We start from the raw sequence: 25,717 nt of genomic DNA, 5'->3' as shown, positions 1-25,717 counted from the left end.
GCGAGGCGTGACGATGAAGCGCTTCGACATCGCCTATCGACCGCGCGGCCGCGTCTCCAACGGCTCGATCGGCGCGCATGGCGGCGTCGATGTCGGCGGCATAGGCGTGTTTCGCGATCATGCGCGCTTCATTCAATTTCCCGACGCCCGACGCATCGACATTCGCGCGACCATGCGCGACCCGACCGGCGAAACGCATGTGCGTCGTTTCGAGCAGCGCAATTCCATCGACGTCTATGCGCTCGTCGATCTTTCCGCCTCCATGGGCTTTCACGGCGCCGCGCGCCGTCTCGATCTCGTCGCCGATCTCTGCACGGCGCTCGCCTTCTCGGCGACGCGCATCGGCGATCGCTTCGGCCTCGTCGCCTGCGACGAGACATTGCGCAATGATCTTCTGCTGCCGGCGACGCGCGCGCGCGGCGCCGCGGTCGCGGCTGCCGAGCGCTTGCGCATTGCGGAGCCGCGCGGCGCCTCGGCGAAGGCGCTGACGCAAGCCGCCGGCCTCATCGCCGGGCGTCGCAAGCTCGTCCTGCTGATCTCCGATTTCCACTGGCCGCGCGACTTTGCGACGCGTCTTTTCGGCCTGCTGGCGCAGCATGATCTTGCGCCCATTCTCGTCGCGGATTCGACGGAAGACCTCGAGCTTCCACACTTCGGCCTCGTCGAGCTCGACGATCTCGAGAGCGGCGCGCGGCGGCTCGTCTTCATGCGCCCGAGCCTGCGTCGCCGCTGGCTCGCACGCGAGGCCGAGCGGCGCGATGCGCTGCGTCGTCTCGCGCTCGCGCATGGGCGCCCGCCTTTCGTCATGACAGACTCTTTCGACGCCGACGCGATGTCGCGTCATCTGCTCGGTCTGTGACATGCGCGCAGCCCTGCTCGCTCTTTCGCTTCTTCTCGCTCTGGCCGCGCCCGCTGCGGCGGAAGTGAAATCCGTGCGTCTCTACGCTGATCGCAGCTTCGGCTTCTTCGTCGGCGATCTGGTGAATGTGCGCCTCGAGATCATCGCCGATTCTGCCTCCCGCTTGCAGACGGCGTCGCTGCCGCGCCCCGGCGCGCTCGATTATTGGCTCGATCTGCGCGACGTCCATGTTCGCGAGCAGCCCGTCGGCGGCGGCCTCACGCGCTGGGACATAGAGCTCGTCTATCAGCTCTTCTATGTCGCGCTCGATGTGCGCAATCTGCAAATCCCGCCTTTTCCTCTGCGCTTTCTGCGCGAGGGCGACAGCGAGATCGCGCGCGCGCCGGCCTGGACGATCGGCGTCTCGCCCTTGCGCGAGGTGCTGCCGGCGCGCCGCGACAATCCCACCGATTACATGCGCGCGGATCGCGGCGTCGCGCAAGGCGACGCAGCCGCGCCGGCGGCGCGCGCAGGCGTGTTCGCAGCGCTCGCAATCGGCGCGTTGGCGCTGGTCGCGCATGATCGCGGCTGGCCGCCGTTTCATCGTCGGCGCGCGCGCGTCTTCGCGGCCGCCGCGCGTCGCATCGCCGCGCTGACGAAGCGTAACGACGAATCCTCGCGCCGCGCCGCATTGCTGGCATTGCATCGCGCGATCGACGAATCCGCGGGCCGCCGCATCTTCGCAGAGGACATAGACGCTTTTCTCTCCGAACATGCGGAATTCGCATCGGTGAAAGTGCCGCTCGGCCGCTTCTTCAATAGCTCGCGTGCGCTTTTCTTCGGCGTCGGCGATGCGGGCGTCGAAGTCGCGGCGACAGAGCTGCTCGCGCTGGCGAAAACATTGGCGGCGTTGGAGAGGAGCGCGGGATGAGCTTCGGCCTCGCCTCTCCGCTCGCGCTTTTCCTGCTGCCGCTGGCGCTGGCGCCGCTGCTCTTCTCGCCATTGCGGCTATCGCCCATATCTTCCATCGCCGCGGCCCCGCAGGATGCGCTCTCGACGTTCATCGCATGGGCGCTGCGCCTCTTCGCCAGTCTCGCCATAGGCGCGAGCGCGCTCGCCGTCGCCGGGCCGTTCCGCGAAGGCCGCGCCATTCAGCGCTATGGCGAAGGCGCGGAAATCTCGATCCTGATCGATCGCAGCGCGAGCATGAACGAGACATTCGCAGGCCGCACGCCGGCGGGCGGCGAGGAGTCGAAAGCCTCCGCCGCCAAGCGAATCATGACGGATTTCGTCGACCGGCGCGCGCATGATCTCTTCGGCGTCACCGCCTTTTCGACCTCGCCGATCATGGTCATGCCGATGACCGATCATCGCGCGGCGGTGCGCGCCGCGATTCAGGCGATCGACCGGCCGGGCCTCGGCTACACGAATATCGGCCGCGGCCTCGCAATGGCGCTGTCGCAATTTCCTGCGGGCGGCGAGATCGAATCGCGCGTGATATTGCTCGTCTCCGACGGCGCCGCCGTCATCGATCCGCGCATTCAAGATCAGCTGCGCGCCGATTTCCGCAAGATCAGGCCCAATCTCTATTGGCTGTTTCTGCGCACGCGCGGCTCCAAAGGCATAAGCGATGAGCCGGACGCCGGCGAGCTGGACACGCCGCAGGCCTTGCCGGAGCGCCATCTCGATCTCTTCTTCAAATCGCTCGGCGTCGGCTATCGCGCTTTCGAAGCCGAAGGCCCCGCCGCTGTGGCCGACGCCATAGCGGAGATCGATCGGCTCGAACGTCGCCCCTTCCGCTATGCGGAGCGCATTCCGCGCAAGGATTTGACGGACCAGAGCCTCGTCGTCGCGGCGCTCGCGACATCCGCGCTGATGGTCGCGAAATTCGCCGAGACGCGGCTGAAGCAATCGGCGCGCGCGCCCGCGCCGCGGCGAGCGGCGAGGAGCGCCGCATGAGCGAATCCCCGCGCGCGCAATATATGCAGACGCTCGTGCGCTTCTTTGCGCGTTGGCGCTCGACGCTTCTCCTCGCGCTGCTCGCCGTGGCGCTGGCCGGAGCGTTGCAAAACGCCGTCGCCACACGGCGGGCGCGCATCGACAATGCCGCGATCGGCGCGCTCGCCGCCGGGCGAGATGTCGAGACCGATTCTGCTTCCGCGCCCGAGCTCATCGCCGCGCGCGTCGAATATCTCGCCGCGCGCGAGGAATTCGACAAGGCGCGCGCGCTGCTGGAGCCGCTCGACGCCGCCGGCCGCGAGGAGCTCTCCGCCATCGCCCATTATGATCTCGGCAACGCCTTGCTGCGCCGCGCCTTCGATCTGCTGGAGCGCGGCCAGCTCGAGCCGGCCGGTCCTTTCGTCGAGCTGGCGCGTCGCGAATATCGCCGCGCATTGCAATTTCAGCCGGCGTTCTGGGACGCGAAATATAATCTCGACGTCGCCGCGCGTCTCGTGCGCGACAATCCGCAGCTCGAGCATTCGGGCGGCGACGAGCTGCCGGCGGACCCCAAGAAAATCTGGACCGACATTCCCGGCGCGCCCAAGGGGCTGCCATGACAGGTCCACGATGATGATCGCCCGCTTGCGCGATGCGCGTTTTCTCTCGCTCGCCTTCGCTTTGGCGGCGCTCGCCGCCGCCTTTGCGTTTCCGCGCGCCGACGCGGTTCGCAATGGCGTCGATCTGCTGGCGACGCTGGACATCACCGGCAGCATGAACACGCGCGATTATTCGCTGGATGGCGCGCCGGCGAGCCGCATCGAATTCGCCAAGCGGGCGTTGCGGCGGCTCGTCGCCGATCTTCCTTGCCCCTCGCGCGTCGGCCTCGCCATCTTCACCGAGCGCGAGCCCTTTTTATTGTTCGAGCCCATAGACGTCTGCGAGAATTTCGCCGCTTTGGACGCCGCGATCGGCGCGCTCGACTGGCGCATGGCCTGGGAGGGCGACAGCCGCATCTCCGCCGGCCTGTTTCGCGCGGTCGAGATGGCGCGGCGCGTCGGCGCCGATCTTGTCTTCATCACCGATGGGCAGGAGGCGCCGCCGCTGCCGGCCTATGGCGCGCCGGTCTTCGAGGGCGCGCGCGGCGAGATTTCGGGGCTCATTCTCGGCGCCGGCGGCTATGAGCCCGCGCCCATTCCGAAATTCGACGATCGCGGCCGCGAGACCGGCTTCTATGGCGTGGACGAGGTGCCGCATGAGAGCCGCTTCGGCCTGCCGCCGGCGGGCGCGGAGCAGCGCGAGGGCTATAATCCGCGCAATGCGCCATTCGGCGGAGAGATGCGCGCCGGCACGGAGCATCTCTCCAGCCTGCGCGAGCCTTATCTGCGCCAGCTCGCCGAGACCACAGGCCTCGGCTATGCGCATTTGGAGAAGCCGGATGGGCTCGCGAGCGCGATTCTCGCGGTCGCGCGGCCGCGGCCGAGCCTCGCGCCGATCGATCTGCGCCCCGCCTTCGCGGCGGCGGCGCTCGTCGGTTTCGCCACCCTCTATCTCATCGTCCCGCTCGCGGAGATTTTCGCGCGGCGACGCCATTCCCGTCTCGCAACCACGCTCCCGAGGAGAATAGAGTGAAACCGAAAATCGCCCTCCTGGCCCTGCTCTTGTCTATCGCGCCGGCGCTGGCGCATGGCCCGACGCCGATCAAGGTCGATGAGAAGATCACCGTCGCCGCCGATCCCAAGGCGGTGTGGGCGCTCGTCGGCCATTTTGGCGCGCTCGACTGGCATCCCGATGTCGCCAGCGTAAAGGCGACCGGCGGCGACGCCAATGGCGCGGTGCGCGAGATCACGCTGCGCAAGGGCGGCGTCGTCACCGAGAGCCTCGACGAATATGATCCGCAGCAGATGAAGCTCAGCTATCGCATGTCGGACGCCAATCTCGACGCTCTGCCGATCAGCTCCTATTCGGCGACGCTCGCTGTGAAGCCGGCGGCGGGCGGCGGCAGCGAGGTGCAATGGTATGGCCGCCTCTATCGCGGCGACACCAGCAATGAGCCGCCGGACAATCTCAATGACGACGCCGCGCGCGAGGCGATGACCACCTTTCTGAAGGATGGGCTTCAGGGTCTCGCCAAAAAGCTGCAAGGCAAGTGACGTCATGAGAGCGCCGCGTCTCGCCGCCCTTTGCGCGACGCTCGCGGCGCTGCTCTGCGCCTGCGAGGAAACGGCGCAGCAGCGCGAGGCCGTGGAGGTGAAGCGCAAGGACGAGCTGCCGAAATGGCTGACGCCGATCGATCGCGTCGATCCCGCCTATTGGCTGGCCGCGCGCAAGAGCGGCGGCGCGGCGGTGGAGGGCAGGGTGGCGCGATTGCAAGCGGCGCTGGATATCGGCGGCGCGCATTTTCTCGAGGCGCCGCGAATGCTCGCCAATCGCGCCGCGCAGCTCGGCGATATGCTTTCGGAGATCGGCGCGGCGGAAGACGAGGCGCAATCGATCGAGAGTCTCGCGCGCGTCGCGGCGGCGACGGGAAGCAAGCAGACCTTCGGCGATCTCTGCCAGCATTATTTCAACCTGCGCAAGCAGGGCGCGACGCGCGACGCGGCGCTCGCCGACTTATTGGAGCGCTATAGCGTGCAGAAGCGCGGGCAATAGGCGACAGGGGAGCAAAAAATTGCGAGCCCGAAGGCTCGCGGTCCAGGATGCGCTTTGGACCGCGAGCCTTCGGGCTCGCCTATTGGCGAACCGCGTCAGCCGCGGTTGTAGACGTCCTGCAGGCGCACGATATCGTCTTCGCCGAGATAGGAGCCGGTCTGCACCTCGATGATCTCGAGGTCGATCTTGCCCGGATTGCTCAGGCGATGAATGCAGCCGATCGGCAGATAGACCGATTCATTCTCGTGAACCAGCAGCGTCTCCTCGTCGCGGCCGACCTCCGCCGTGCCCTTGACGACGATCCAATGCTCGGCGCGATGAAAATGCTTCTGCAGCGACAGGCGCGCGCCCGGCTTCACCACAATGCGCTTGACCTGATGCCGATCGCCGGAGTCGACCGACTGATAAAAGCCCCAGGGGCGGAAGATGCGCTTGTGCTCGCCGGCCTCGCGGCGGTTCTCGCGCTTTAATTGATCGACGAGCTGCTTGACATTGTCGCCATGCTCATGGCCCAGAACCAGCACCGCGTCCGGCGTCGTCACCACAATGACGTCGTCGACGCCGACGACAGTGGTCAGCGTCTCGTCCGAGCGCACATGCACATTGCGCGACTCGCGCACGACGCCATTGCCGCGCACGGAATTGCCCTGTTCGTCGCGCTCGGTCAGCTCCCACACGGCGCGCCAATTGCCGACGTCCGACCAGCCGATGTCGGCCTCGATCACCGCGGCCTTGCGGGTCTTCTCCATCACCGCATAATCGATGGAGGTCTTCGGCGCGCGCGCGAAAGATTCGGCGTCCAGCACCAGAAAATCGAGATCGGCGCGGCCGGCGTCGATCGCCTTTTCGGCGGCTTCGAAAATCGCCGGCTCGAAATGGGCGATCTCCGCCTGCATCACATCGGCGCGGAAGATGAAATTGCCGCTGTTCCACAAATAGCCGGCGTCGATATAGCGCTGCGCGGTCTCGCGATCGGGCTTCTCGACGAAGGCCTCGAGGTTGAAAACGTCGCTGGCGATGCGCTCGCCGGGGCGAATATAGCCATAGCCGGTGGCCGGAGCGTCGGGCTTGACGCCGAGCGTGACGATATAGCCGTCCGCGGCGGCGGAAGCCGCCTTCTTGCAGAGCTCGACGAGGCCTCGTGGGTCGCGCACCACATGATCGGCGGCGAGCACGACGACGATGGTCTGCGGCGAGCGGCGCGCGGCGACGCCCGCGGCGACGGCGACCGCGGCGGCCGAATCACGCCGGGTGGGCTCGAGGACGACATCGGCCGCGGCGCCGATGGCGCGCAGCTGATCGGTGACGAGGAAGCGATAATCGGCGTTGGAGATGATGACGGGCTTGTCGAAGGCCTCGTCCGCCAGCGTCTGAATGGTGGTCTGGAAGGTCGACAGCTCGCCGATGAGCGGAATGAATTGTTTCGGGAGAGTTTCCCGCGACTCGGGCCATACGCGCGTGCCCGCCCCGCCGCACATTATGACTGGAAGTATCTTCGTCATGTATCGCCTTTCGGTGGAAGGCCGTCGTCCAACGCCGCGCTCCTCATGAGACGACGGCGAGGGACCGGATCTCGCCCACGGCCCGCAAGTCGGGGTCGACGAGGCCCGCTAGCATAGGCTGCGCCAATGCGCCAAAGATTACGTCAGCAATAGGCCGAACGACCGGGATTTGGCAAGTCGGCGCAATCGCTTCGAGCGAATCTGCGCGCTCGGAACGGGGCCGACATCACCAGTCATTTGAGGCGAAATTTCAGCTCTTGCCCTTTTTTTCGAGCTCGGCCTTCAGCGCCAGCAGCTTGGCGAAGGGCGAATCGGGATCGGGCAGACGCTCTTTCTCTCGTCTTTCGGGCGGCGGAGAAAAGCCATTGCCGCGGCGGCGGTCGTCCCGCGGCGGGCGACTGTCGCCGCGCGGCCCGTCGCTGCGCGGCTTGCCGCCGGAGCGGAAGCCGCTCTCCTTGCGGGCGTCCTGGCGCGGCCGATGCTCGGAATGCTCGCCCTCGCCTTGCTCGGGTCGTCGGCCGCCGCCCTGGCCATGGCCTTGCCCCTGTCGCGGACCGCGGGGGCGCTCCCCGGCCGGCCGCGCGGCGCGCTCCTCCTGACCCGGAGCGCCGCCCTGACGCCGGCGCGGCGCTTGCGGGACATGACGCTGCAAGGTCCAAATCTCGATCGGCGCGGGCTCGGTCGCGGTCGGCTCGGCGCTCGCCTCGGCCGGGCTCGCTTCCGTCTCGCTCGCTTCCGTCTCGGCGGCGATGGCTGCCGGCTCCTGCGGCGCAGGCGCCTCTTCCGCGGGCGCCTCCTCCACGGCTATCTCTTCCACGGCCGGGGCGGGGGCCTCCTCCGTCGCTGCGACGGCCTCCGCGACAGGCTCGAGCGCCTCCACCGGCTCGGCGGCCGATTCGCCGCTCTCCGATTCGGCGCTCTCCTCGGCTGCGGCCGGAACGGGCGCGAGCGGCTCGGTCGCCGCCTTGGCCAGCAGCGGCACGGTGATCGCCGGCCCCTGACGCTCGGCCGATTGATAGCCGAGCGAGCGCAGAATGGAGGCGAAGGCCTCGCCCGCGCAGCCTGTGAGCGAGGTCATCGCCACTGTGACGACGAAACCCTCGCCATCGGCGGCGCCGGCCGGCGGATCGCCGGCGGTCACGCCGGGGCGATAGGCGCTCGCCGGGCGGATGAGATCGGCGAGCCGCTCCAGAATATCGACGCGCACCACGCGCTCGCCGCAGACGCGGAAGCCGGCGGCGCGATAGAAGCCCTTGGAGATCGCCGGATCGGCGGCGAAGGAGGTGCGGCCGGAGGCGGCGAGATGCGGCACCTCCTCGAGGCCCTTGAGATTGTCGAGCCCGCCATGCTTCAGGCCCCACAGCAGGGCGGCGAGCGAGCGCGGCGCCGGCTTCAAGAGCTGCGGCAGATAGAGGTGATAGGCGCCGAAGCGCACGCCCTTCTTGCGCAGGGCGGCGCGGTCCTCCTGGGAGAGCGTCTTGATGTCGCGCGCCACGCGGCTGCGCTCCAACACGCCGAGCTCTTCGGCCAGCTGAAAGGCGATGCCGCGGGAAACGCCCTCGAGCCCCTCGCCCTTCTCCAGCTCCTCCAGCGCGCCGAGCAGCTTCTTTATATGCTGGGCCAGCCACAGATCGAGCCGCTGCTGCACTTTCTCCAGCGCCGCGCCGGTCAATTGCTCGTCCGCGAGCAGGCGGACCACCGGGGTCAGCACGGCGGCGCCGGGCGCGATCTTGCCGACAGGCTCGCCGAGCCAGCGAATGGTCCCGTCATTGCCCAGCAGAAAAGCGTCGTCCACCGCGTCGAACACGCGGGCGGCGCGCGCCTCTATCTCGCCGGCGAGGGCACGCTGCGCGGCGGCGTTCAACGCCTTCGCCGCTTCGCCCGTGGCCTGCGGGTCGGCCGTGAAACGAAATCCCTGCAACTGTCCGACATGCTGACCTTCGACCATAACGTCGCCGGCAGTAGTGATTTCGGCTTCGAGCATCGCGTTCTCTCTCAGGCGGCGCATCAGCACGCTGGTGCGGCGATCGACGAAACGCTGCGTGAGGCGTTCGTGCAGCGCGTCGGACAGACTGTCCTCTACCTGACGCGCGACGCTCTGCCAATGCTCTGGATTCTCGAGCCAGCCGGAACGATTGGCGATAAAGGTCCAGGTGCGCACCTGGGCGAGCCGCGCGGACAGCGTGTGAATGTCGCCGTCGATGCGGTCCACGGCGGCGATTTGCTTTGCGAACCAATCGCCTGGGATCAATCCGCGGCGCACCACATAGCCATAGACGGCGAGCGCCAGCTCCGCATGAGCGGCCGGCGAGGTCTTGCGATAATCTGGAATCTGGCACACGTCCCAGAGTCTCATAATATCTGCAATTGTTTTCGTGTTGCGCTGCACAGTCTCGTCGCGCGCGGCGACCTCGAGCACCATCTGATCCTCGGCGGTGCGCGCCCGCAGCAGGCATTCGTCGGGGGAGGCGCGCTCCAGCGATTCGGTCAGCGTCTCGATCGAATCGAAATCGAGATCGCCATTGCGCCATTGCAGCGCGACCAGCGGATCGAACCAATGATTCTCCAGCGCCTCCACCGTCTGCTCGTCGAAGGGCGGGCAGCGGCCGGTGCTGCCGAAAGTGCCGTCATTCATGTTGCGGCCGGCGCGGCCGGCGATCTGCCCCATTTCCGCCGCGGTCAATCGGCGATGGCGCCAGCCGTCGAACTTGCGGTCGGCGGCGAAGGCGATGTGGTCGACATCGAGATTGAGGCCCATGCCTATGGCGTCTGTGGCCACGATGTAATCGACGTCGCCATTTTGAAAGAGATCGACCTGGGCGTTGCGCGTGCGCGGCGAGAGCGCGCCGAGCACCACCGCCGCGCCGCCGCGCTGACGCTTGATCCATTCGGCGATGGCGTAGACATCCTCGGCCGAGAAGGCGACGATGGCGCTGCGCGGCGGCAGCCGCGCCAGCTTGCGCTCCCCGGCGAAGGCGAGATGCGACAGCCGCGGCCGCGTGAAGATCGGAACGCCCGGCAGCAGCCGCTCGATGAGCGAGCGCATGGTTTCCGCGCCGATCAGCAGCGTTTCCACACGGCCGCGCCAAAACAGCAGGCGATCGGTGAAGACATGGCCGCGGTCGAGGTCGGCGGCGAGCTGAATCTCGTCGACGGCCACGAAATCCACATCGAGATCGCGCGGCATGGCCTCGACGGTCGAGATCCAATAGCTGGGCGCGCGCGGCTTGATCTTCTCCTCGCCGGTGACGAGCGCGACATTCTCCGTCCCCACCCGCTCGGCGACGCGCGTGTAGACCTCGCGCGCGAGAAGACGCAGCGGCAGGCCGATCATGCCCGTCGGATAAGAGAGCATTCGCTCTATGGCGTGGTGGGTCTTGCCGGTGTTGGTCGGCCCCAGAACGGCGGCGACGCCGGCGGTCGACGGTCGCACGCCCGGCGCGGCCGGTTTTTTGGCGGTGAGCATGGGGCTCATGATTTTTCTTTATATTTCACCTCGAGCCCCGACGCGAGCCCGGCTCCCCGAATCGATAGCGGCGATCGTCCCGGAATGGAACGACGAAGATCGCGCTATTTTACGCTTCGAACAGGCGTCGAACGAATCGCGGCCGAAACGACGACGCTTTTCGAGTCACGCTCTGTTCGCTCGAGATATGGTTGCTCCTCGCGCCTGCGAACGCTATGGCTTCCAAATCTCGCCTTTTGCTGCAGCTTTGTATGGCGCGTCGCGCAGGGAAGCGCGCGGACTCCGCCGCGCCTTCTTGTCAACACGCCAATTGCGACGTCCCGACGACGACGGCGTTAAGCTTTGGAATCTTGCCGGAACGGACCGCGCACGAATCGGCGATCTCGCCGTGTTGCCGCGCCGTTCCCGCGAGGTCTCGAGGCTTTCGCTCCGCCGACGCGCTATTTCGCGCCTCGCCGGCGCAAGGATAGCGACGCCGCATTTACCTCTCTGTCTCGAAATCGGACGTTTCCGCGCGCGCTCGCAGCGTTCGGAGCGTCTCTCGCCCGGCCTGTCGCGCGCTCGCGCGCCGCCCCAATGTGATTCGCGCGGCGTCGGCAGGGTTAACGCGCTGCGTGGCGCGAGCGCGCGCCGCGCTGCGGCGTAAGCCGAGCGTTAACCTTTCGTAAGCCATGATCCGCCGCGACAGCCACGCCCAGCGGATGGACAGAGCATTGGCAGAAAACAAGCGTGACTTCCGATCGAGCGTCGCGGCGCTCGCTCTCGCGCCGAGCCCGCGGGCGCTGCGATTCTTCGCCGTCGGCCTGCTCAACACGGCATTCGGCTATGCGATCTTCTATTTCGTCTGGCGCGCGACGCAGGATTCGACCGTCGCGGCCGGCGTCTCCACGGCGATCGGCGCCGCGTTCAATTTTCTCTCCATCGGCCGTCTCGTCTTCGGCTCCGCCGATCCGCGCTTTCTCGGCCGCTTCATCGCCGTCTATGCGGCGCTCTTCATCGTCGATGCGCTGGCCCTGCGCGCTCTCGAGCATTTGGGCGCCGAGGCGGCGCTCGCGCAGGCGGCGATGACGCCGGTTCTCGCGACGCTCTCTTATCTCCTCAATCGCGACTTCGTTTTCCGCAGGGGAGCCGGCGGCGCATGAAAACCATCTCCATCGTCACGCCCTGCTATAATGAAGAGCTGAACATTCGCGAATGCCATGCGGCGATCGCAGCGCTCTTCGACGGCGAGCTGAAAGACTATCGCCGCGAGCATGTGTTCTGCGACAACGCCTCCACCGACCGCACCGCCGAAATATTGCGCGAGCTCGCCGCCGCCGACCCTTGCGTGAAGGTCATTCTCAACGCCCGCAATTTCGGGCCGATGCGCTCCAACTTCAATGGCGTGATGGCGGCGAGCGGCGACGTGGTTCTGCTGCTCATGCCGGCCGATCTGCAAGATCCTCCCGAACTGCTTCCGCGCTTCGTGAAGCTCTGGGAGGAAGGCGCCGAAATCGTCTATGGCATTCGCCAGACGCGCGAGGAGCGCGCGCTGATGCGCACGTTGCGTGGACTCTACTACCGGCTGCTGACCGGAATGTCGGAATTCTCGCTTCCGCCCGGCGTCGGCGATTGCCAGCTCGTCGACCGCAAGGTCGTCGACGCGATGCGCCGCATTGACGACGCCTATCCGTTCATGCGCATGATGACCTTCGAATGCGGCTTCAAAGCGGTCGGCGTGCCCTACACATGGGTCGAGCGCCGTCGTGGCGTCTCGAAGAACTCGCTCCTGCATCTTGTCGATCAGGGAATGAACGGGCTCGTGACCTTCAGTCTCGCGCCGCTGCGATTCGTGCTGTTCCTCGGCTTCGCCATCGCAGGCCTGTCGCTCGCCTACGCCTTCGTCAGCCTCGTCCTGGGCCTCGTCTACTTCCGAACGCTCGCGCCGCCCGGCGTGATGACGATCATCGTCGCTGTGTTCTTCTTCGGCGGCGTGCAGCTCTTCTCGATCGGCATTCTCGCGGAATACATCCTCGCCATTCACGGGCAGGTGAGGCGCAAGCCCGTGGTGTTCGAGCGCGAACGCATCAATTTCTGATTTCGTCCGACCCCGAAACGGAGACCATCGTCATGACCGAAGAGCAGACCGCCGATTTCTCGCCGCGCTCGTCGAAAACCGAGAAAGCCAATCGCGATGCCTTCGCGCGCGTCTTCTCCTCCTCGCCGATCCCGCCGGCCGAGCTCGTCTATTCACAGCTCTCGCTCTATCTGAGCCGGCAGGAATTGTCCCGCATGCTGGCCTTGAGCGATCTCTATCGCAGCCATGTGCTCGAGACGAACGGCTCGCTGTTCGAATTCGGCACCTGCTATGGCCGCACAGCCGCGCTGCTCACCAATCTGCGGGCGATTTTCGAACCCTATAATTTCACCCGCAAGCTCGCCGTTTTCGATACATTCGCAGGGCTTGCCGGCTGTTCGGCCAAGGACGGAACGCATGAATCTGCGCAGGACGGCGCCTACAGCTCCGGCGCGGGCTACGAGAACCATCTCGCCGCGGTCCTGCGCCATCACGAATCCGAAGCGCCGATCGCGCATATCGGCAAGCACGAGATCGTCAAGGGTGACGCGGCGCAGACGCTCGACGCCTATCTGCGGCGCCATCCCGAGACGATCGTCGCGCTGGCCTACTTCGATTTCGACATCTATGCGCCGACCAAAGCCTGCCTAGAGCGTCTGCGCCCGCATCTGACGCGGCGCTCCGTGCTGGTCTTCGATCAGCTCAACTGTCCCGAATATCCGGGCGAGACCGTCGCGCTCGCGGAGGTCTTCGGCCTCGGCCGCTGCGACATTCGGCGCTCGCCGCTGACGCCCTGGATATCCTATGTCGTCGCCGGCGATCTGATCGGGTGACGCTTTGAGCTTCGTCCCTCACTCTTCGACCGACGACGCCTCGAAAGAGAGTTCGGCGCCGCCGCGCGCCGCCGAGGCGGGCGCAGCTCCTCGGCGTCCGCGAAACCTGCGCTTGCTGCAGGCGGGCGTATTCGCATTCCTGCTCTGCAACGCCGCGCTCGCAATCGGGTTCGGCGCGGTCGGCGCTGCGCCTGTTCTCGCAGGCTGCGCGCTCGCGGCCTTACTTCTCTTCTCTTTTCGGCCGAAAGCGGACGGCCTGCTCGCCGCGCCCATAGATGCGAGAACATTCGCCGCCTGTCTCGCGCTCGCCTTCGCGCTGCTGCTGCTCGGCGGCGAGACGCATCTCTTCTACGCCAATCTCGATTGGCTGGTGCGCGACGCCGTTCTCTCCGATCTGACGCGGCAGGGCTTTCCGCTCTTCTATCGCTATGAGGGGCAGGATTATCTGCTGCGCGCGCCGCTCGGCATGTATCTCCTCCCCGCTGTGATCGGACATTTTGCGGGGCTCGTCGGCGCGCATATCGCAATGCTGGCGCAAAATGCGCTGCTGCTCGGCGTCTGCCTGTACTTCATCGCAAAGCTCGCCGGCGCGCGCGCGGCGCCTTTTCTCGCGCTCTTCATTCTATTCAGCGGGCTCGACATTCTTCCGCATCTCTTGCGCGAAGGGCTCGAATTGCCGGACCATCTCGAATGGTGGAATTCGTCGATTCAATATTCCTCGCATGTCACGCAATTGTTCTGGGTGCCCAATCACGCGCTGCCGGGCTGGTGGGCGGCGCTGCTGCTGCTGCTGCTGGCGCGCGAGGAGATCGATCTCGCGCTCGTCGCCATTTTCTTCGCGGCCTCGCTGCTGTGGTCGCCGCTCGCCGCCGTCGGCGCCGCGCCGCTCATCGGCTTTTGCGCGCTGCGTCTGCGCGGCGCGCTCTTCTCATGGCGCAACATAGCGGCTGCTGCTGCAGGTCTCTGCTTTCTGCCGATCGCGCTCTATCTCACGATCGACGCGGAATCGGTCAAGCATGGCTGGCTCGCCGCGACGCCGGGATTCGCGCTGCTCTATCTCGCCTTCATTCTCGTCGAGATTCCACATGCGGCGATTCTCGTCGCGGCGCGCGACAAAATCGCAAAGAGCGATCATGCGCTCTTCGCCGCTTGCGTGATCGTGCTGCTGGCGCTGCCCTTCTATTACTTCGGCCCCAATAATGATCTCGCGATGCGCGCCTCCATGCCGGCGCTCTTCGTGATCGCTTTCGCCTATGCGGGAGTCGCCGTGTCGACGCCGCGCGACGGCGGCCGTCTCGCGTCCCTAATATCGGCGATCGTCATCGTCTCCGCCGCGACGCCGGCGATGGAGATTAAGCGCGCGCTGGTCTCGCCCGCTTTCGCAATATCGGATTGCGATCTTCTGACCAGCTGGCGCAAGATCGATCCTTCCATCTTTCCGACCAATTATCTCGCGCGCATCGAGACGCTTCCGGCCTGGCTCGGCGCGGCGAGCGAAGCGCGGCTCGAGATCGAGCGGCGAAGCTGCTGGCCGACGCATCCGCATCTGCCCGATTCGCGCAAATGAGGCCGCGGCGCGACGCGCCGGGGATGTCCACAGAATTTCGCTCATCACATTTGGCTTTTGACTTGGCGCCGCGCCGAACGCTAAAAACGCGCCTCTTTGAACAGCCGACAAGGATAGCGCATGGCGTCGATCGTCGAACGAATCAGCACGGAGCTCTCCGCGAAACCTTGGCAGGTGGAGGCGGCCGTCGCTCTGCTCGATCAAGGTTCGACCGTGCCCTTCATCGCCCGTTACCGCAAGGAGGCGACGGGCCAGCTCGACGATATCCAGCTGCGTCATCTGGAAGAGCGCCTGCGCTATTTGCGCGAATTGGAAGACCGCCGCAAAGCGATTCTCGATTCCATCGAAGCGCAGGGCAAGCTCGACGACGCCTTGCGCGCGACCATAATGGACGCCGACAATAAAGCGCGGCTCGAGGATATTTATCTTCCCTATAAGCCCAAGCGCCGCACCAAGGCGCAGATCGCGATCGAGGCCGGTCTCGCGCCGCTCGCCGAAGCGCTGCTCGGCCATCCCGAACGCGACCCGAAAGCGCAGGCCGAGCCTTTTGTGAACGCCGAGAAGAATGTCGCCGACGCGACCGCCGCGCTCGAGGGCGCGCGCGCCATTCTCGTCGAGAGATTCGCGGAAGACGCCGATCTCATCGGCCGCTTGCGCGAGACCTTCTGGACGCAAGGCCTGATGAAATCGAAAGTGCGCGCCGGCAAGGAGGCCGCAGGCGCGAAATTCTCCGATTATTTCGATTTTTCCGAGCCGCTGGTGAAGCTTCCATCGCATCGCATATTGGCGATGTTCCGCGGCGAGAAGGAGGAGATGCTCGATCTTGAGATGCTCCCCGAGCCGAGCGAAGGCGCCGTCGGCTATGAGGGGCAGATCGCGCAGCGTTTCGTCATCGCCGATCGCGGCCGCCCGGGCGACCGCTGGCTGCTCGACACTGTGCGCTGGGCGTGGCGCACCAAGATCGAGCTGCATCTTTCCGTCGATCTGCGCACGCGCCTGTGGCGTCTCGCGGAGGATGAGGCGATTCGCGTCTTCGCCGCCAATTTGCGTGATCTTCTGCTCGCGGCGCCCGCCGGCGCGCGCGCGACGCTCGGCCTCGATCCGGGCTTTCGTACCGGCGTCAAGGTCGCGGTCATCGACAAGACCGGCAAGATCGTCGCGACGACAGCCATTTATCCGCATGAGCCGCAACGGCGCTGGGATGAATCTCTCTCCATTCTCGCCAAGCTGGCGCGCGAGCACGGCATAGAGCTTATCGCCATCGGCAATGGCACGGCCTCGCGCGAGACCGACAAGCTCGCCGGCGAATTGATGACGAAATTCCCGGAGCTGAAGCTCACCAAGATCGTCGTCTCGGAAGCGGGCGCGTCTGTTTATTCGGCGTCCGAATACGCCTCGCGCGAATTGCCCGATCTCGACGTGACGCTGCGCGGCGCCGCCTCTATCGCGCGCCGCCTGCAAGACCCGCTCGCGGAGCTGGTGAAGATCGAGCCCAAGGCGATCGGCGTCGGCCAATATCAGCATGACGTTTCCGAGGTGAAGCTCTCCCATTCGCTCGACGCCGTCGTCGAGGATTGCGTGAACGCCGTGGGCGTGGACGTCAACACCGCCTCCGCGCCGCTGCTGGCGCGCGTGTCCGGCGTCGGCGAATTGCTCGCCTCCAACATCGTCGCGCATCGCGACGCCAATGGCCCCTTCCGCACGCGTGACGCGCTGAAGAAAGTGCCGCGTCTCGGGCCGAAGGCTTTCGAACAGAGCGCGGGCTTCTTGCGCATCGTCGACGGCGACGATCCGCTCGATCGCTCCGGCGTGCATCCAGAGGCCTATCCTGTGGTGCGGCGCATTCTCGCCGCCGCCAAGGCCGACATAAAGCAGCTCATCGGCAATGCGGCGGAGCTGCGCAAGCTGCGGCCGGCGCAATTCGTCGACGAGAATTTCGGCCTGCCGACCGTCACCGATATTTTCGCCGAGCTGGAGAAGCCCGGCCGCGATCCGCGCCCCGCCTTCAAGACCGCGACCTTCCAGGAGGGCGTGGAGAAGATTTCCGATTTGAAGCCCGGCATGATTCTCGAGGGCGTCGTCACCAATGTCGCGGCCTTCGGCGCCTTTGTGGACATCGGCGTGCATCAGGACGGGCTCGTCCATATTTCGGCAATGTCCAAGACCTTTATCAAGGACCCGCGGCAGGCGGCCAAGCCCGGCGATATCGTCAAGGTGAAGGTGCTGGAGATCGACGCGCCGCGCAAGCGCATCTCGCTCACCATGCGGCTCGACGACACGCCGGATCAGCGCCAGGCCCCGTCGGGCGGCCAGCGCCGCGACGGCGGCGGCGCGAGCCCGCGCCAGATGCGTCAGCCGGAGCCGCAAAAGGGCGCAGGCGCGCTGGGCGAGGCGCTGCTGGCGGCGATGCGCACGCCGCAGAAGAATGGTCGGTGAGCGGAGCGAAAGCTGGAGCGGGTGAAGGGAATCGAACCCTCGTATTCAGCTTGGAAGGCTGCTGCTCTACCATTGAGCTACACCCGCGGTGACGGAGATATGCCAAGTCGCGCCGCGCTTGGCAATGGCCCTCGCGCGGCCGGCGCCGCTCCAAAGGCGCGATTTTCGGCGATTGGCGTGCAAACCGGGGCTTTTCGGCGCATGCGGCTTGACAGGCTCGCGTTCGATTTCTCATTTGACAGCCGGGCAAGGGCAAACTAACCGAGCGCCCGACCAAAGTCTCCACGGGCGGTCCCACACCGCTCTATCTCGAGGATGCAAGGACCGTGGCCAAACCCGAACTCGGCGCCAAGCGCCAATGTCAGTCTTGTGGCGTCAAATTTTTCGATCTGAACAAGGATCCGGTCGTCTGCCCGAAGTGCGGAGCGATTTTCCATATCGTGACGTCGCGAATCGCCTCCCGCAATGTCGATCCCGACGAGGCGGCCGAGGGCGAGAAGGACGCGGAGATCGTTTCGCTCGACGAGGTGGAGGCTGCCGAGAACAAGGCCGAATCGATCGAGGCGGACGAGGACGTCGAGATCGACGATGCGGCGGAGGAGGACGACACCTTCCTCGAGAATGAGGAAGAGGAGGACGACGACGTCGCCGGCCTCATCGACGGCGACATCGACACGGATGAAGAAGGCTGAAACGAAAACGGCGGTCCCGAGTTTCGGGGCCGCCGCTTTTCTGAGCACGATTGTTTTCAGAATTATTTTTTCGCCGGCTCGTCCGGGAAGGGCGTGAGCGCGGAGTAATTGGCCGGCACGGGCTGCGTCAGCGCGCCGAGGAAAGCGGTGATCGCCGCCACATCCTTGTCGGAGAGGTTCGCGCCCAATTGCGCCTTGGCCATCACGCGCACGGCCTGCGGCAGCTCGGCCACCGAGCCGTCGTGGAAATAGGGGCCGGTCTTGGCGACATTGCGCAGGCTCGGGACCTTGAAGACATAGAGGTCCGCGTCATTCTTGGTCACATCGGCGCGGCCCTTGTCCGGGTCCTTTGAGCCCGTCTGCTTCCAATAGTCCTCGACGACGCCGAATTTGGAGAATGCGGTTCCGCCGAGTCCGACGCCGTCGTGACAGCCGGCGCAGCCGGCATCGACGAATTTGCGCAGGCCTTCCTGCTCGGCCGGCGTCAGCGCCTTGGCGTCGCCATTCAGAAACGCGTCGAAGCGCGTCGGCTGCGGCAGCGTGCGCTCATAGGCGCCCAGCGCCTTGCCCCAGTTCTTCTGCGTCACCGGGTCCCCCTCGCCGGGGAAGGCCTTGGCGAAGGCCTCCGTATAGCCGGGGATGGATTTCAGCTTGGCGATCACCGTCGCGAAATCGGGATTGCCGAAGCTCACCGCGCCGGTCGGCGATTTCTCGGCCTGATCCTCGATCGATTCGCGATCGCCGCGCCAATGCGCCTTGAACTGCAAAGCGGCGTTGAAGATCGTCGGCGCATTGCGCGGATTGAGCTTGCCGAGCACGCCGAAGGATTTCGGCAGCCCGTCGGCGCCCTGCTTCTCGGGCAAATGGCAATGCGAGCAGCTGACATTGCCGTCGGCGGAAACGCGATTTTCGAAGAACAGCCGCCGGCCGAGCTCGGCCTGGGCGGATGTGGCGCTCGGCGAGGCCGGCAGAGGCGCAAAAACGCGCTTGGCGTCGGCGAGGAGCGAGGCGTCGGCTCCGGCGGCCAGCGCGGCCGTGGCGACCGTCAGCCCCACGGTGGCGAGCGCTGTCAGCAATGCAGATTTTCCGAAAGACGTCATGATGGTCCGCCGTTTCTCGACTGTCTGGAATTCTCGGGAAAGCCGGGCTCTCGCTCGGCGCGCGCATCCTGTATCCATTTCTGAGACCCGGCAAGGTCGCGCGCGCAAAATCATACTTCGCAGCTGGGATTGATGTGAGCGCCGGCGCCGTGAAGGGCGATCGGGCGCTGCTCTCGAGCGAGGAGGGGACTGCGCCGGATGGCGCGGTCGGCCGCGCAGCGTGTCCCGCGCGATCGCAAACGATCGTGGGCGATCATTCTCATTCATGGCCTCCTGCGATGGAGCCGGCGCCCGCCGCGGGCTGGCCCCGTCGAAATCTCGTCGAAGCCCGCGTCGTGTGCGAGGCTCGATCTTCCCGCGAACGTAGCGCGGCTTCTCGGTGACGATCAAGACCGCTGCATGGGAAGCAAAAAATAACGAGCCGGTAAGAAGGTCGCCTCCTCGAGGGAGAGCGGGCTTCTTACCGGCTCGCAAAATTCATTCGCCTCGCGAGGGAGGCGACGCGCGAAATCTACAAATTAGATTTCGGCGGATTCGTAGCTGGTGATTTCCATGCCGACGCAGACTTCGACGATCACCGGGGCGGTCCATGCCATGTTCATCTCCTCCGTTCGAAGAAATCGCCCTTTCGAGGCGAAAGTCTCATCCCGCTTCTCGCTGCTTTGCGCTTGGCCGCATGAGCCGGCAGGTTTGAGCTAGGCGATTGACTAGCATGAAGCTCCGCCCCACGCAATTCGGCAATTTGAGACGGCGTGTCGTCAAATCTTCCCGACATCGCCGCAACCTATGGAAGTCGCGAGAGGAGCGGCGTTCGCCGCGGCGGCCCCGCGCGGCTGTGATCGGGCAATCCTCCCATATGAGGCCGGCGGCTCGCCGACGAATGAGATTTCGGATCAGGCGTCCCGCCTCGCGGCCGCGGTCAAAGCGTCACCGCTCCGATCTGCTGCAAGACACCCAATCGATCGACTTGTAGCCATGCCCGGGCGAGCTTGCCGTCGTCGGCGTGATAGATGGCGATGCCCTCTTGAACTGCCATCTTGCCTGTCGCAGCGACGTTGGCCAGCGGTCCGAGCTGCGCCGCCCGGAATCGCCAGCGCAGGCACACCTTGTCGTCCGCCGCGAACAAATCCTCGATCTCGAATCGGAGGTCGGGAAAGGCCGTGACCATGCGTTCGATCGTCCGCCGGAAACCCTCCGGGCCGCTTTCGCCATTCGCGCCGACGAAATCCGGCGCCAGATAGTGGCCCAGTCGGTCCAGCCGACGTTTGTTGAGACAATCCTCATAGAGGCCTTCGACGAGCTCGGCCGGCGTCATGACGCGCCCTCCATTGACAATATGTTGTCTTTTGTCAGTTTGACAATATATTGTCAATATCTCGGATGTTCAGGGAGATCGATCATGCCTACGTCGCGCGGCGACGCCCTGAGCGGGCTCGTATGGGAGATATTGCTGACCGCGGGCCGCCTGACGGAGTTCGGCAATAGGCTCACCGCGCCCTTTGGACTGACCGCAGCCCGTTGGCAGGTCATGGGCGTCATCGTCCACCGAGCGGCGACCATAGCGGAAATCGGCCGCCGCCTGTCGCAGAGCCGGCAGGGCGTCCAACGTTTGGGCGACGAACTGGTGCGGGAGGGTCTTGCGCTCTACAGCCTCAATCCGAAGCACGCGCGCGCAAAGCTGCTCGGCCCTACGCCGCAGGGCGCAGCGGCGTATCGAGAGGTGATGAAGCTGCAAGCCGAGTGGATGGACGCTCTATCCGCTGAAATGCAGATCGAGGACATCGCCGCGGCGCGCGCGCTGCTGGCGACGCTCGCGTACGGGCTGGAAGAAGGCCGAATGCGAGAGGCAGCGCAAGTGCGCGAGCGCTCGTCGAGCGGCTGAGGTTCGACGTCGGCGTATCGGCGCTGCTACGCGTGGCTCACGCCGGCAGCAGCACCTCGCCCTTGCCGAACACCGCCGTGTCGCCGGCGAAGCGCTGCAGACGGCCGGAGAGCAGGCGCGAGGCGCCGCGGCTCTCTCCCGCCAGCGATTTGGCGAAGAGCTTGGCGAAGCCGAGATTATGCGCGCCGCAATCCACGTAAGTCGGTCCGAGCTCGCGCTGCTCGGAGAGCACGATTGTCGCGCGCTTGTTGAGATAGCCGATGCGCTCGCCCTCGGCCGTCCCCAGCACGATGATCGTGCCGGCGATGGCGCGCGAGCCCAAATCCTCGCCCGCGTCGCCTTCGACGATGATAATGCCGCGGCGCAGCCGATCGCCGGCGCGCGCGCCGACGCTGCCGCGCACCACGACGCGCCCGCCGGACATGCCGGGAATCTCGCCCGCCAGCGGCGCGCCCAGGAAATCCCCGGCGTCGCCGTAAATATCGATATTGGCGCCGGCCGATTGCGAGGCGGCGTAGGGGCCGGCGTCGCCGGCGACCGTGATCGTCCCGCCCTTGGCCGCGCGGCCGAGCTGCGCGCCGACATCGCCTTCGACGTGAATCTCGAAGCCCGGCAGCAGCTTGGCGCCGAGAAGATCGAAGCGGTCGGAGCCGCCGTCGAAGCGCACCGAGCTGACGTCGCCGAGCTTCACCTTGAAGATGTCGCCGACCGTCACGCTCTCGCGCGTCGTGCCGATGGAGAGGGACTCGATTTCCTTCGCCGAGCGGCCGACGAGCCGATCGGGCGTCAGGGGCGAGAGGTCGAGCCGCTGGTCGGGCTCGGCTTTCAGCGTGAAGAGAAGCGGCTTCACTTACACGAGATCCTTCAGATGATAGTGGAAGGGGCCGAGCTTGCCGCCGTAATTGCCGGCGCCGACGCGTTTCGCGCCATTCTTGGGGCCGAGCGCGATGATCGCCTTGAGGCCGGCGCGCATCCCCGCCGCGACCGCCTCGCTGGTGAGGCCGTCGATGACGATCTCCAGCACGCAGCCGATATCGGCGTCGAGCGCGCTATTGGTCGCGCCGCGCAGCGTCGGACAATAGGCGTCATTGGTCGAGGCGCCCATGCCCTTATATTTCGAGCCGACCTTGGAGCCGGAGCGCACCACGCCGCCGGGGAAGGGCGCGATGGCGTCGGGCGTCGCATGGACGGCCTCCACCGCGGCCTCGGTCGCGCGCATGGTGCTGGCCCAATCCTCGCCCATGATGAGCAGATTGCCGCCGCCGACCGATTTCTTGGTGAGGCCGACGGAAGATTCCGCCAGGAACTCACCGTCCATCACCGGCACGCGCCAGTAGCGGCGGCCGTCGATCGCCTTGGAAATCTGCCATTTGTCGCCGAATTGGCGCATCGAGTCGCCGACCTTGATCTTCGCCTCGCCGTCGAAGGCGGAGAAGACGGCCGAGCCGGGACATGTCAGCACGCATTGGCCGATGCGATTGACCAGCGCCTTCTCGACGCTCTTGGGCGAGAAGCCGAAGAGCAGCACGCGCACGCCCGGACGGCCGTCCGGCGTCTCGCGCGGCGAAAGCTCGCGGTCGATGCCGGCCTCGCAGTCGCAGCCGATGACCGACGTCGCGTAGCCGGTCATTGTGGTGGCGGCCTGCAAGGCCCATTTGCGAGTCGGCGCGGTGACGACCACGCCGGAGCCGGTCATCGGAAAGGCCTCGGCGAAGCTCTCGTCGATGCGGATTCCCTTGCGGATCAGCTGCGGCATGGGACCTCCGCAAAGGCGTCGGCGTTGGGGAGGGCGGCGTCCTGCACCTCGAACAGGGAGCGCGGCAGGCCGTAGAGCCCGTCGTAATATTTGTCGAGGCGGCTGTTGATCGCCCGGTCGTAGTCCGGCCGCACGCGCAGCGTCCTTCCCTTGGTGTAATGCGAGACCTTGCCGTCGCGCACGACGAGATTGCCGTCCTTGAAGACATAAGCGGCGCTGCGGAACATCGCCGCCTTGTCCTTTTGCGGCTTGTAGACCGCGACGTCGCCGACCGAGCCGACGCCCAATTGGCCGCGATCTTCGAAGCCATAGAGCTTGCGCGGCGCGGCGCGCGTCATGGTCGCGATCTCATAGAAGGAATATTCGCGCTTCAGCGCCGGAAGATTGGTCAGCTCCAGCACATCGGCCGGCAGGCGCGAGCAATATTGCGCGCGCTTGTCGGCGCTCATCAGCAGAGCGAAGACTTCCGGATAGGTGGTGAAGGGCGCGCCGTTCGGATGGTCGGTGGTGAAGAACACCTGCATCGGATCGTCGACGAGCAGGAACAGCTCGAGGCCCGCCGCCCATTGCACCGCGTTGAAGAAGTCCGAAACGCGGTAGGAATAGGGCACGACGCCGAGGCCGTTGGAGTCGCCGTCGAAGATGACGCCCTTCTTCGGCCGGCCGCCGGGCAGGCTGTTGAACTGCTTCATCACATCGGAAGAGATGGTGACGATATCGGCGAACATCACCTGACCGACGTCGACGGTGACATTCTTATTGGCGTTGATCTTCTCGGCGAATCTCGCCGCCGCCGAGGAGAAGCCGTTCTTTCCCTCTGTGCCATAGGCGTAGAATTGCACATGGGCGAGATGCAGCGGCAGGCCCTGCGAGGAGTCGATCGTCGCCAGCGCCGTCTCGACATTGCCGGGCAGGCCGAGATTATTCATGTGCAGATGCAGCGGATGGCGGATCTTGGTGGCGTTCACCGCCCGCTGCAAGGTCTGGAAAATCTCGCGCGAGGAGAGGCCATATTCCGGCACCACATCGTCGAGCGAGAAATGCCGGACATTCTGCTTGAAGGCGTCGACGCCGCCGGCATTGACGCATTTGACGCCGATCGCCCGCGTCGCCTCCAGCGTGGCGCCGATGTAATCGACCACAGAATCCTGAGTCGCGCCGTCGCGGAAGGCGGAGAGGAGGAAATCCTCATTGCCGAGCACCGTCAGGAAGCCCTTGTCGATGATCGGAATATCGGCGAGCTCGAGATGGGCGTGCAGCGCGTGATGCGGCGACACCGCCGGCTCTATGACCGTGGTGTAGCCCATTTGCGCATAGAGGCGGCCGGTCTCGAAAGTGGACCAGCCGGCCGTCGACAGCGGCGTGTTGGCCGGCCGCGGCCGATGCGCGCGATGCGCCTCCGGCAGCAGCAGGCGGGCGGTGTTCACGCCGCCGCCGGCGATATGGGAGTGAATGTCGATGGCGCCGGCCATGACGATATGGCCGCTGACGTCATGCTCGACGTCCGGCGTCCGGCCGGCGGGCGGCGCGACGATGCGGCCGTCCTCGATATAGAGATCGCCCACGCCGTCCACGCCATTGACGGGATCGACGATATGGCCGCCGCGAAGGCAGATCAGCACGGCAAGTCCTCCGAAAATTTGGCGCTGATGGCGGCGATGGCTTGCGCCACGCTCGGCAGCGCGGCCGGCGCGCTCGCCCGCCGCAGCACCATGGAGCTGGTCTCCTGCGCGAATTCCACCGCGTCGTAATTCTCGCCCGGCTTGCCGACGGCGATGAACAGCCCGCGCTTGGGCGCAGCGCCCGGCGGTCCGAGCGTTATGAGCGGAATATCCGCCGCCTCCCAGGGCGGCGGCTCGCCGTCATAGGCGGAAATCCACAAGGCGGCGTCGGCCTCGCCGCTCTCGACGAGCCGGCTCGCCTCGAAGCGCCAGGTGTCATGCTCCGGATAGCCGCGGCCAAAGCCCGTGCGCGGCGGAAAGCCGGTCATCCAGGCGGAGGTCTGCAGCACGCCCGTCGCATCGGCGCGGCCGCCGATCGGCACGCCGGTGAAGCGCGTCGTGGCGTTGAGCTCGGTGATCATGCCCTGCAGCATTTCCACCATCAGCGTGTCGAGCCCGGCCGCCGCCCAGACGGCGACGCCGAAGCGCGCCGATTTCAGCGCATCCGCAGCCGCGTCGAGCTTTTTGGCCGCGGCCGCCGAAAGCGCCACGGGCCGTCCGCCGACGCGCGCGCGCAGCGCCGCCAGCACGCCGGGAAGCTCGGCCTCGGTCGCCGGAATGGTCTCGACCTCGACGCCCTCGATCTTGGCCTCGCCCCGCTTGGGGCCGACCCAGAGCACGCGGCGCTTGGTCTTGCCGCCGTGGACGGTGTCCTTGTCGAGCGCGAGGCGATCGAAGATCGCCGGCCAATAGCCCGCGAGCCCTGGACCGACCAGCAGCACGAGGTCGGCGCGCACGCGCGCCTCATTGGGCGTCGTCACGAATATCCCCGCGGAGCGGACGACCTCGAGGTCGGCCAGCGAATCGCGCGAGGCGAGATGATCGAAAGCGCCTCTCAGCCGCTCGGCCAGCAGGATCGCGGCCTTTGCTCCCGCCACATCGGCGCCGAGACCGGCGACGAGGGGGAAATTCGCGGCTTGCAGGATTTCGGCCGCTTTTTCGTAGGCGTCTTCGGAAGAAATGGATTTGCCGTCGAGCGTCGCGTTGCTCATTGCCCCAACCGATGTTTCCACCACGCCCGGGTTTGCGCCCAGGCATTTTTTGTCCGCTCCCGGCGCGACGGCCGAAAGCGAAGGCAAGAGCGGCGCGGCCCCTCGCCGGAGCCTGCGTCGCGCGCTATGCCTATCAGCCACGGCGCAGGAAGTCGAGACATCGAAGCGCCCCAATTCTATTCACGGGTCGAGGCCCGACAAACCGGCCGGCGTCATTGCGAGCCGCAGGCGAAGCAATCCAGAGTCGCAGGCCGGACTCTGGATTGCTTCGCTCCGCTCGCAATGA

General features: G+C 66.0%; 23 protein-coding genes and 1 tRNA gene. 14 read left to right on the top strand and 10 right to left on the bottom strand.

The window, feature by feature from the left end:
* Window positions 1-13 precede the first annotated feature (13 nt).
* From K369_RS17500 to K369_RS17470, 7 genes are read left to right on the top strand one after another with little or no spacing between them, the layout of a single operon-like run.
* Window positions 14-859, top strand: a complete 846-nt coding sequence (locus tag K369_RS17500) for a DUF58 domain-containing protein (RefSeq protein ID WP_036295643.1) — start codon at window positions 14-16, stop codon at window positions 857-859.
* Between the two features lies 1 nt (window position 860).
* Window positions 861-1,769 carry a hypothetical protein gene (locus K369_RS17495; protein ID WP_036292832.1) on the top strand — a complete coding sequence of 303 codons (909 nt, stop codon included), beginning with the start codon at window positions 861-863 and terminating at the stop codon, window positions 1,767-1,769.
* Window positions 1,766-2,797, top strand: coding sequence for a vWA domain-containing protein (locus tag K369_RS17490; protein ID WP_036292830.1), 1,032 nt, complete (start codon window positions 1,766-1,768; stop codon window positions 2,795-2,797). Before K369_RS17495 ends, K369_RS17490 begins: the two co-directional genes overlap by 4 nt.
* Window positions 2,794-3,396, top strand: coding sequence for a hypothetical protein (locus K369_RS17485; RefSeq protein WP_036292827.1), 603 nt, complete (start codon window positions 2,794-2,796; stop codon window positions 3,394-3,396). Before K369_RS17490 ends, K369_RS17485 begins: the two co-directional genes overlap by 4 nt.
* Before the next feature lie 10 nt (window positions 3,397-3,406).
* The gene (locus tag K369_RS17480; protein ID WP_036292824.1) at window positions 3,407-4,408 is read left to right on the top strand and encodes a VWA domain-containing protein; all 1,002 of its coding nucleotides are present in this window, start codon (window positions 3,407-3,409) and stop codon (window positions 4,406-4,408) included.
* On the top strand, window positions 4,405-4,929 hold the full coding sequence (locus tag K369_RS17475; RefSeq protein ID WP_018267733.1) for an SRPBCC family protein: 525 nt from the start codon (window positions 4,405-4,407) through the stop codon (window positions 4,927-4,929). The genes K369_RS17480 and K369_RS17475 overlap by 4 nt, the downstream gene beginning before the upstream one ends.
* Window positions 4,930-4,933: 4 nt before the next feature.
* Window positions 4,934-5,428, top strand: coding sequence for a hypothetical protein (locus K369_RS17470; RefSeq protein WP_036292819.1), 495 nt, complete (start codon window positions 4,934-4,936; stop codon window positions 5,426-5,428).
* Between the two features lie 95 nt (window positions 5,429-5,523).
* Here the strand turns inward: K369_RS17470 and K369_RS17465 are convergent, their stop codons facing one another.
* Together K369_RS17465 and K369_RS17460 are read right to left on the bottom strand one after the other, a co-directional pair.
* Window positions 5,524-6,930: a mannose-1-phosphate guanylyltransferase/mannose-6-phosphate isomerase gene (locus K369_RS17465; protein WP_036292816.1), complete on the bottom strand. Its 1,407-nt coding sequence runs from the start codon at window positions 6,928-6,930 to the stop codon at window positions 5,524-5,526.
* A gap of 250 nt (window positions 6,931-7,180) precedes the next feature.
* A complete protein-coding gene (locus tag K369_RS17460; RefSeq protein ID WP_036292813.1) occupies window positions 7,181-10,396 on the bottom strand; it encodes a helicase-related protein in 3,216 nt (1,071 codons plus the stop codon).
* A gap of 713 nt (window positions 10,397-11,109) precedes the next feature.
* Here K369_RS17460 and K369_RS17450 point away from each other — a divergent pair.
* The 5 genes from K369_RS17450 to K369_RS17430 all read left to right on the top strand — a co-directional run bounded on the left by K369_RS17450 (window position 11,110) and on the right by K369_RS17430 (window position 17,288).
* Window positions 11,110-11,538 (top strand): GtrA family protein, encoded by a 429-nt coding sequence (locus tag K369_RS17450; protein WP_051949363.1) that lies wholly within the window; start codon window positions 11,110-11,112, stop codon window positions 11,536-11,538.
* Window positions 11,535-12,473, top strand: coding sequence for a glycosyltransferase family 2 protein (locus K369_RS17445; RefSeq protein ID WP_036292807.1), 939 nt, complete (start codon window positions 11,535-11,537; stop codon window positions 12,471-12,473). Before K369_RS17450 ends, K369_RS17445 begins: the two co-directional genes overlap by 4 nt.
* Window positions 12,474-12,505: 32 nt before the next feature.
* Window positions 12,506-13,285 (top strand): hypothetical protein, encoded by a 780-nt coding sequence (locus K369_RS17440; RefSeq protein WP_051949362.1) that lies wholly within the window; start codon window positions 12,506-12,508, stop codon window positions 13,283-13,285.
* Between the two features lie 4 nt (window positions 13,286-13,289).
* Entirely contained in the window at window positions 13,290-14,852 is a 1,563-nt protein-coding gene (locus K369_RS17435; protein ID WP_051949361.1) for a hypothetical protein, read from the top strand.
* 120 nt (window positions 14,853-14,972) lie between these two features.
* Window positions 14,973-17,288 (top strand): Tex family protein, encoded by a 2,316-nt coding sequence (locus K369_RS17430; RefSeq protein WP_036292804.1) that lies wholly within the window; start codon window positions 14,973-14,975, stop codon window positions 17,286-17,288.
* A gap of 13 nt (window positions 17,289-17,301) precedes the next feature.
* Here K369_RS17430 and K369_RS17425 read toward each other — a convergent pair.
* Window positions 17,302-17,375: transfer RNA gene (locus K369_RS17425), tRNA-Gly, on the bottom strand.
* Window positions 17,376-17,614: 239 nt separating this feature from the next.
* Between K369_RS17425 and K369_RS17420 the strand changes: the two genes are divergently transcribed.
* Entirely contained in the window at window positions 17,615-17,980 is a 366-nt protein-coding gene (locus K369_RS17420; RefSeq protein ID WP_036292802.1) for a TIGR02300 family protein, read from the top strand.
* Window positions 17,981-18,042: 62 nt separating this feature from the next.
* Here K369_RS17420 and K369_RS17415 read toward each other — a convergent pair whose 3' ends face one another.
* The 3 genes from K369_RS17415 to K369_RS24870 form a co-directional block, all read right to left on the bottom strand.
* Complete coding sequence (locus tag K369_RS17415; protein WP_036292798.1) at window positions 18,043-19,080, bottom strand: cytochrome-c peroxidase; 1,038 nt, start codon at window positions 19,078-19,080, stop codon at window positions 18,043-18,045.
* Window positions 19,081-19,598: 518 nt separating this feature from the next.
* On the bottom strand, window positions 19,599-19,676 hold the full coding sequence (pqqA, locus tag K369_RS17410) for a pyrroloquinoline quinone precursor peptide PqqA (protein WP_099831855.1): 78 nt from the start codon (window positions 19,674-19,676) through the stop codon (window positions 19,599-19,601).
* 323 nt (window positions 19,677-19,999) lie between these two features.
* Window positions 20,000-20,395: an ester cyclase gene (locus K369_RS24870; protein ID WP_051949360.1), complete on the bottom strand. Its 396-nt coding sequence runs from the start codon at window positions 20,393-20,395 to the stop codon at window positions 20,000-20,002.
* An 84-nt stretch (window positions 20,396-20,479) separates the two neighbouring features.
* Between K369_RS24870 and K369_RS17400 the strand changes: the two genes are divergently transcribed.
* The gene (locus K369_RS17400; RefSeq protein ID WP_198033147.1) at window positions 20,480-20,962 is read left to right on the top strand and encodes a MarR family winged helix-turn-helix transcriptional regulator; all 483 of its coding nucleotides are present in this window, start codon (window positions 20,480-20,482) and stop codon (window positions 20,960-20,962) included.
* Between the two features lie 37 nt (window positions 20,963-20,999).
* On the opposite strand, the gene K369_RS17395 is transcribed toward K369_RS17400, so the two are convergent.
* The 4 genes from K369_RS17395 to K369_RS17380 are packed head-to-tail and all read right to left on the bottom strand — an operon-like array spanning window position 21,000 to window position 25,431.
* Window positions 21,000-21,812 (bottom strand): formylmethanofuran dehydrogenase subunit C, encoded by an 813-nt coding sequence (locus K369_RS17395; RefSeq protein ID WP_036292794.1) that lies wholly within the window; start codon window positions 21,810-21,812, stop codon window positions 21,000-21,002.
* Window positions 21,813-22,718: a formylmethanofuran--tetrahydromethanopterin N-formyltransferase gene (fhcD, locus tag K369_RS17390; RefSeq protein ID WP_036292791.1), complete on the bottom strand. Its 906-nt coding sequence runs from the start codon at window positions 22,716-22,718 to the stop codon at window positions 21,813-21,815. It lies immediately after the preceding gene.
* A complete protein-coding gene (locus K369_RS17385) occupies window positions 22,706-24,340 on the bottom strand; it encodes a formylmethanofuran dehydrogenase subunit A (protein WP_036292788.1) in 1,635 nt (544 codons plus the stop codon). Before K369_RS17385 ends, fhcD begins: the two co-directional genes overlap by 13 nt.
* Window positions 24,334-25,431, bottom strand: coding sequence for a formylmethanofuran dehydrogenase (locus tag K369_RS17380; protein ID WP_036292786.1), 1,098 nt, complete (start codon window positions 25,429-25,431; stop codon window positions 24,334-24,336). Before K369_RS17380 ends, K369_RS17385 begins: the two co-directional genes overlap by 7 nt.
* Window positions 25,432-25,717 lie beyond the last annotated feature (286 nt).

The sequence above is a fragment of the Methylosinus sp. PW1 genome, assembly GCF_000745215.1.
Lineage (GTDB): Bacteria > Pseudomonadota > Alphaproteobacteria > Rhizobiales > Beijerinckiaceae > Methylosinus.
This window is presented reverse-complemented; position numbering and strand designations above follow the sequence as displayed.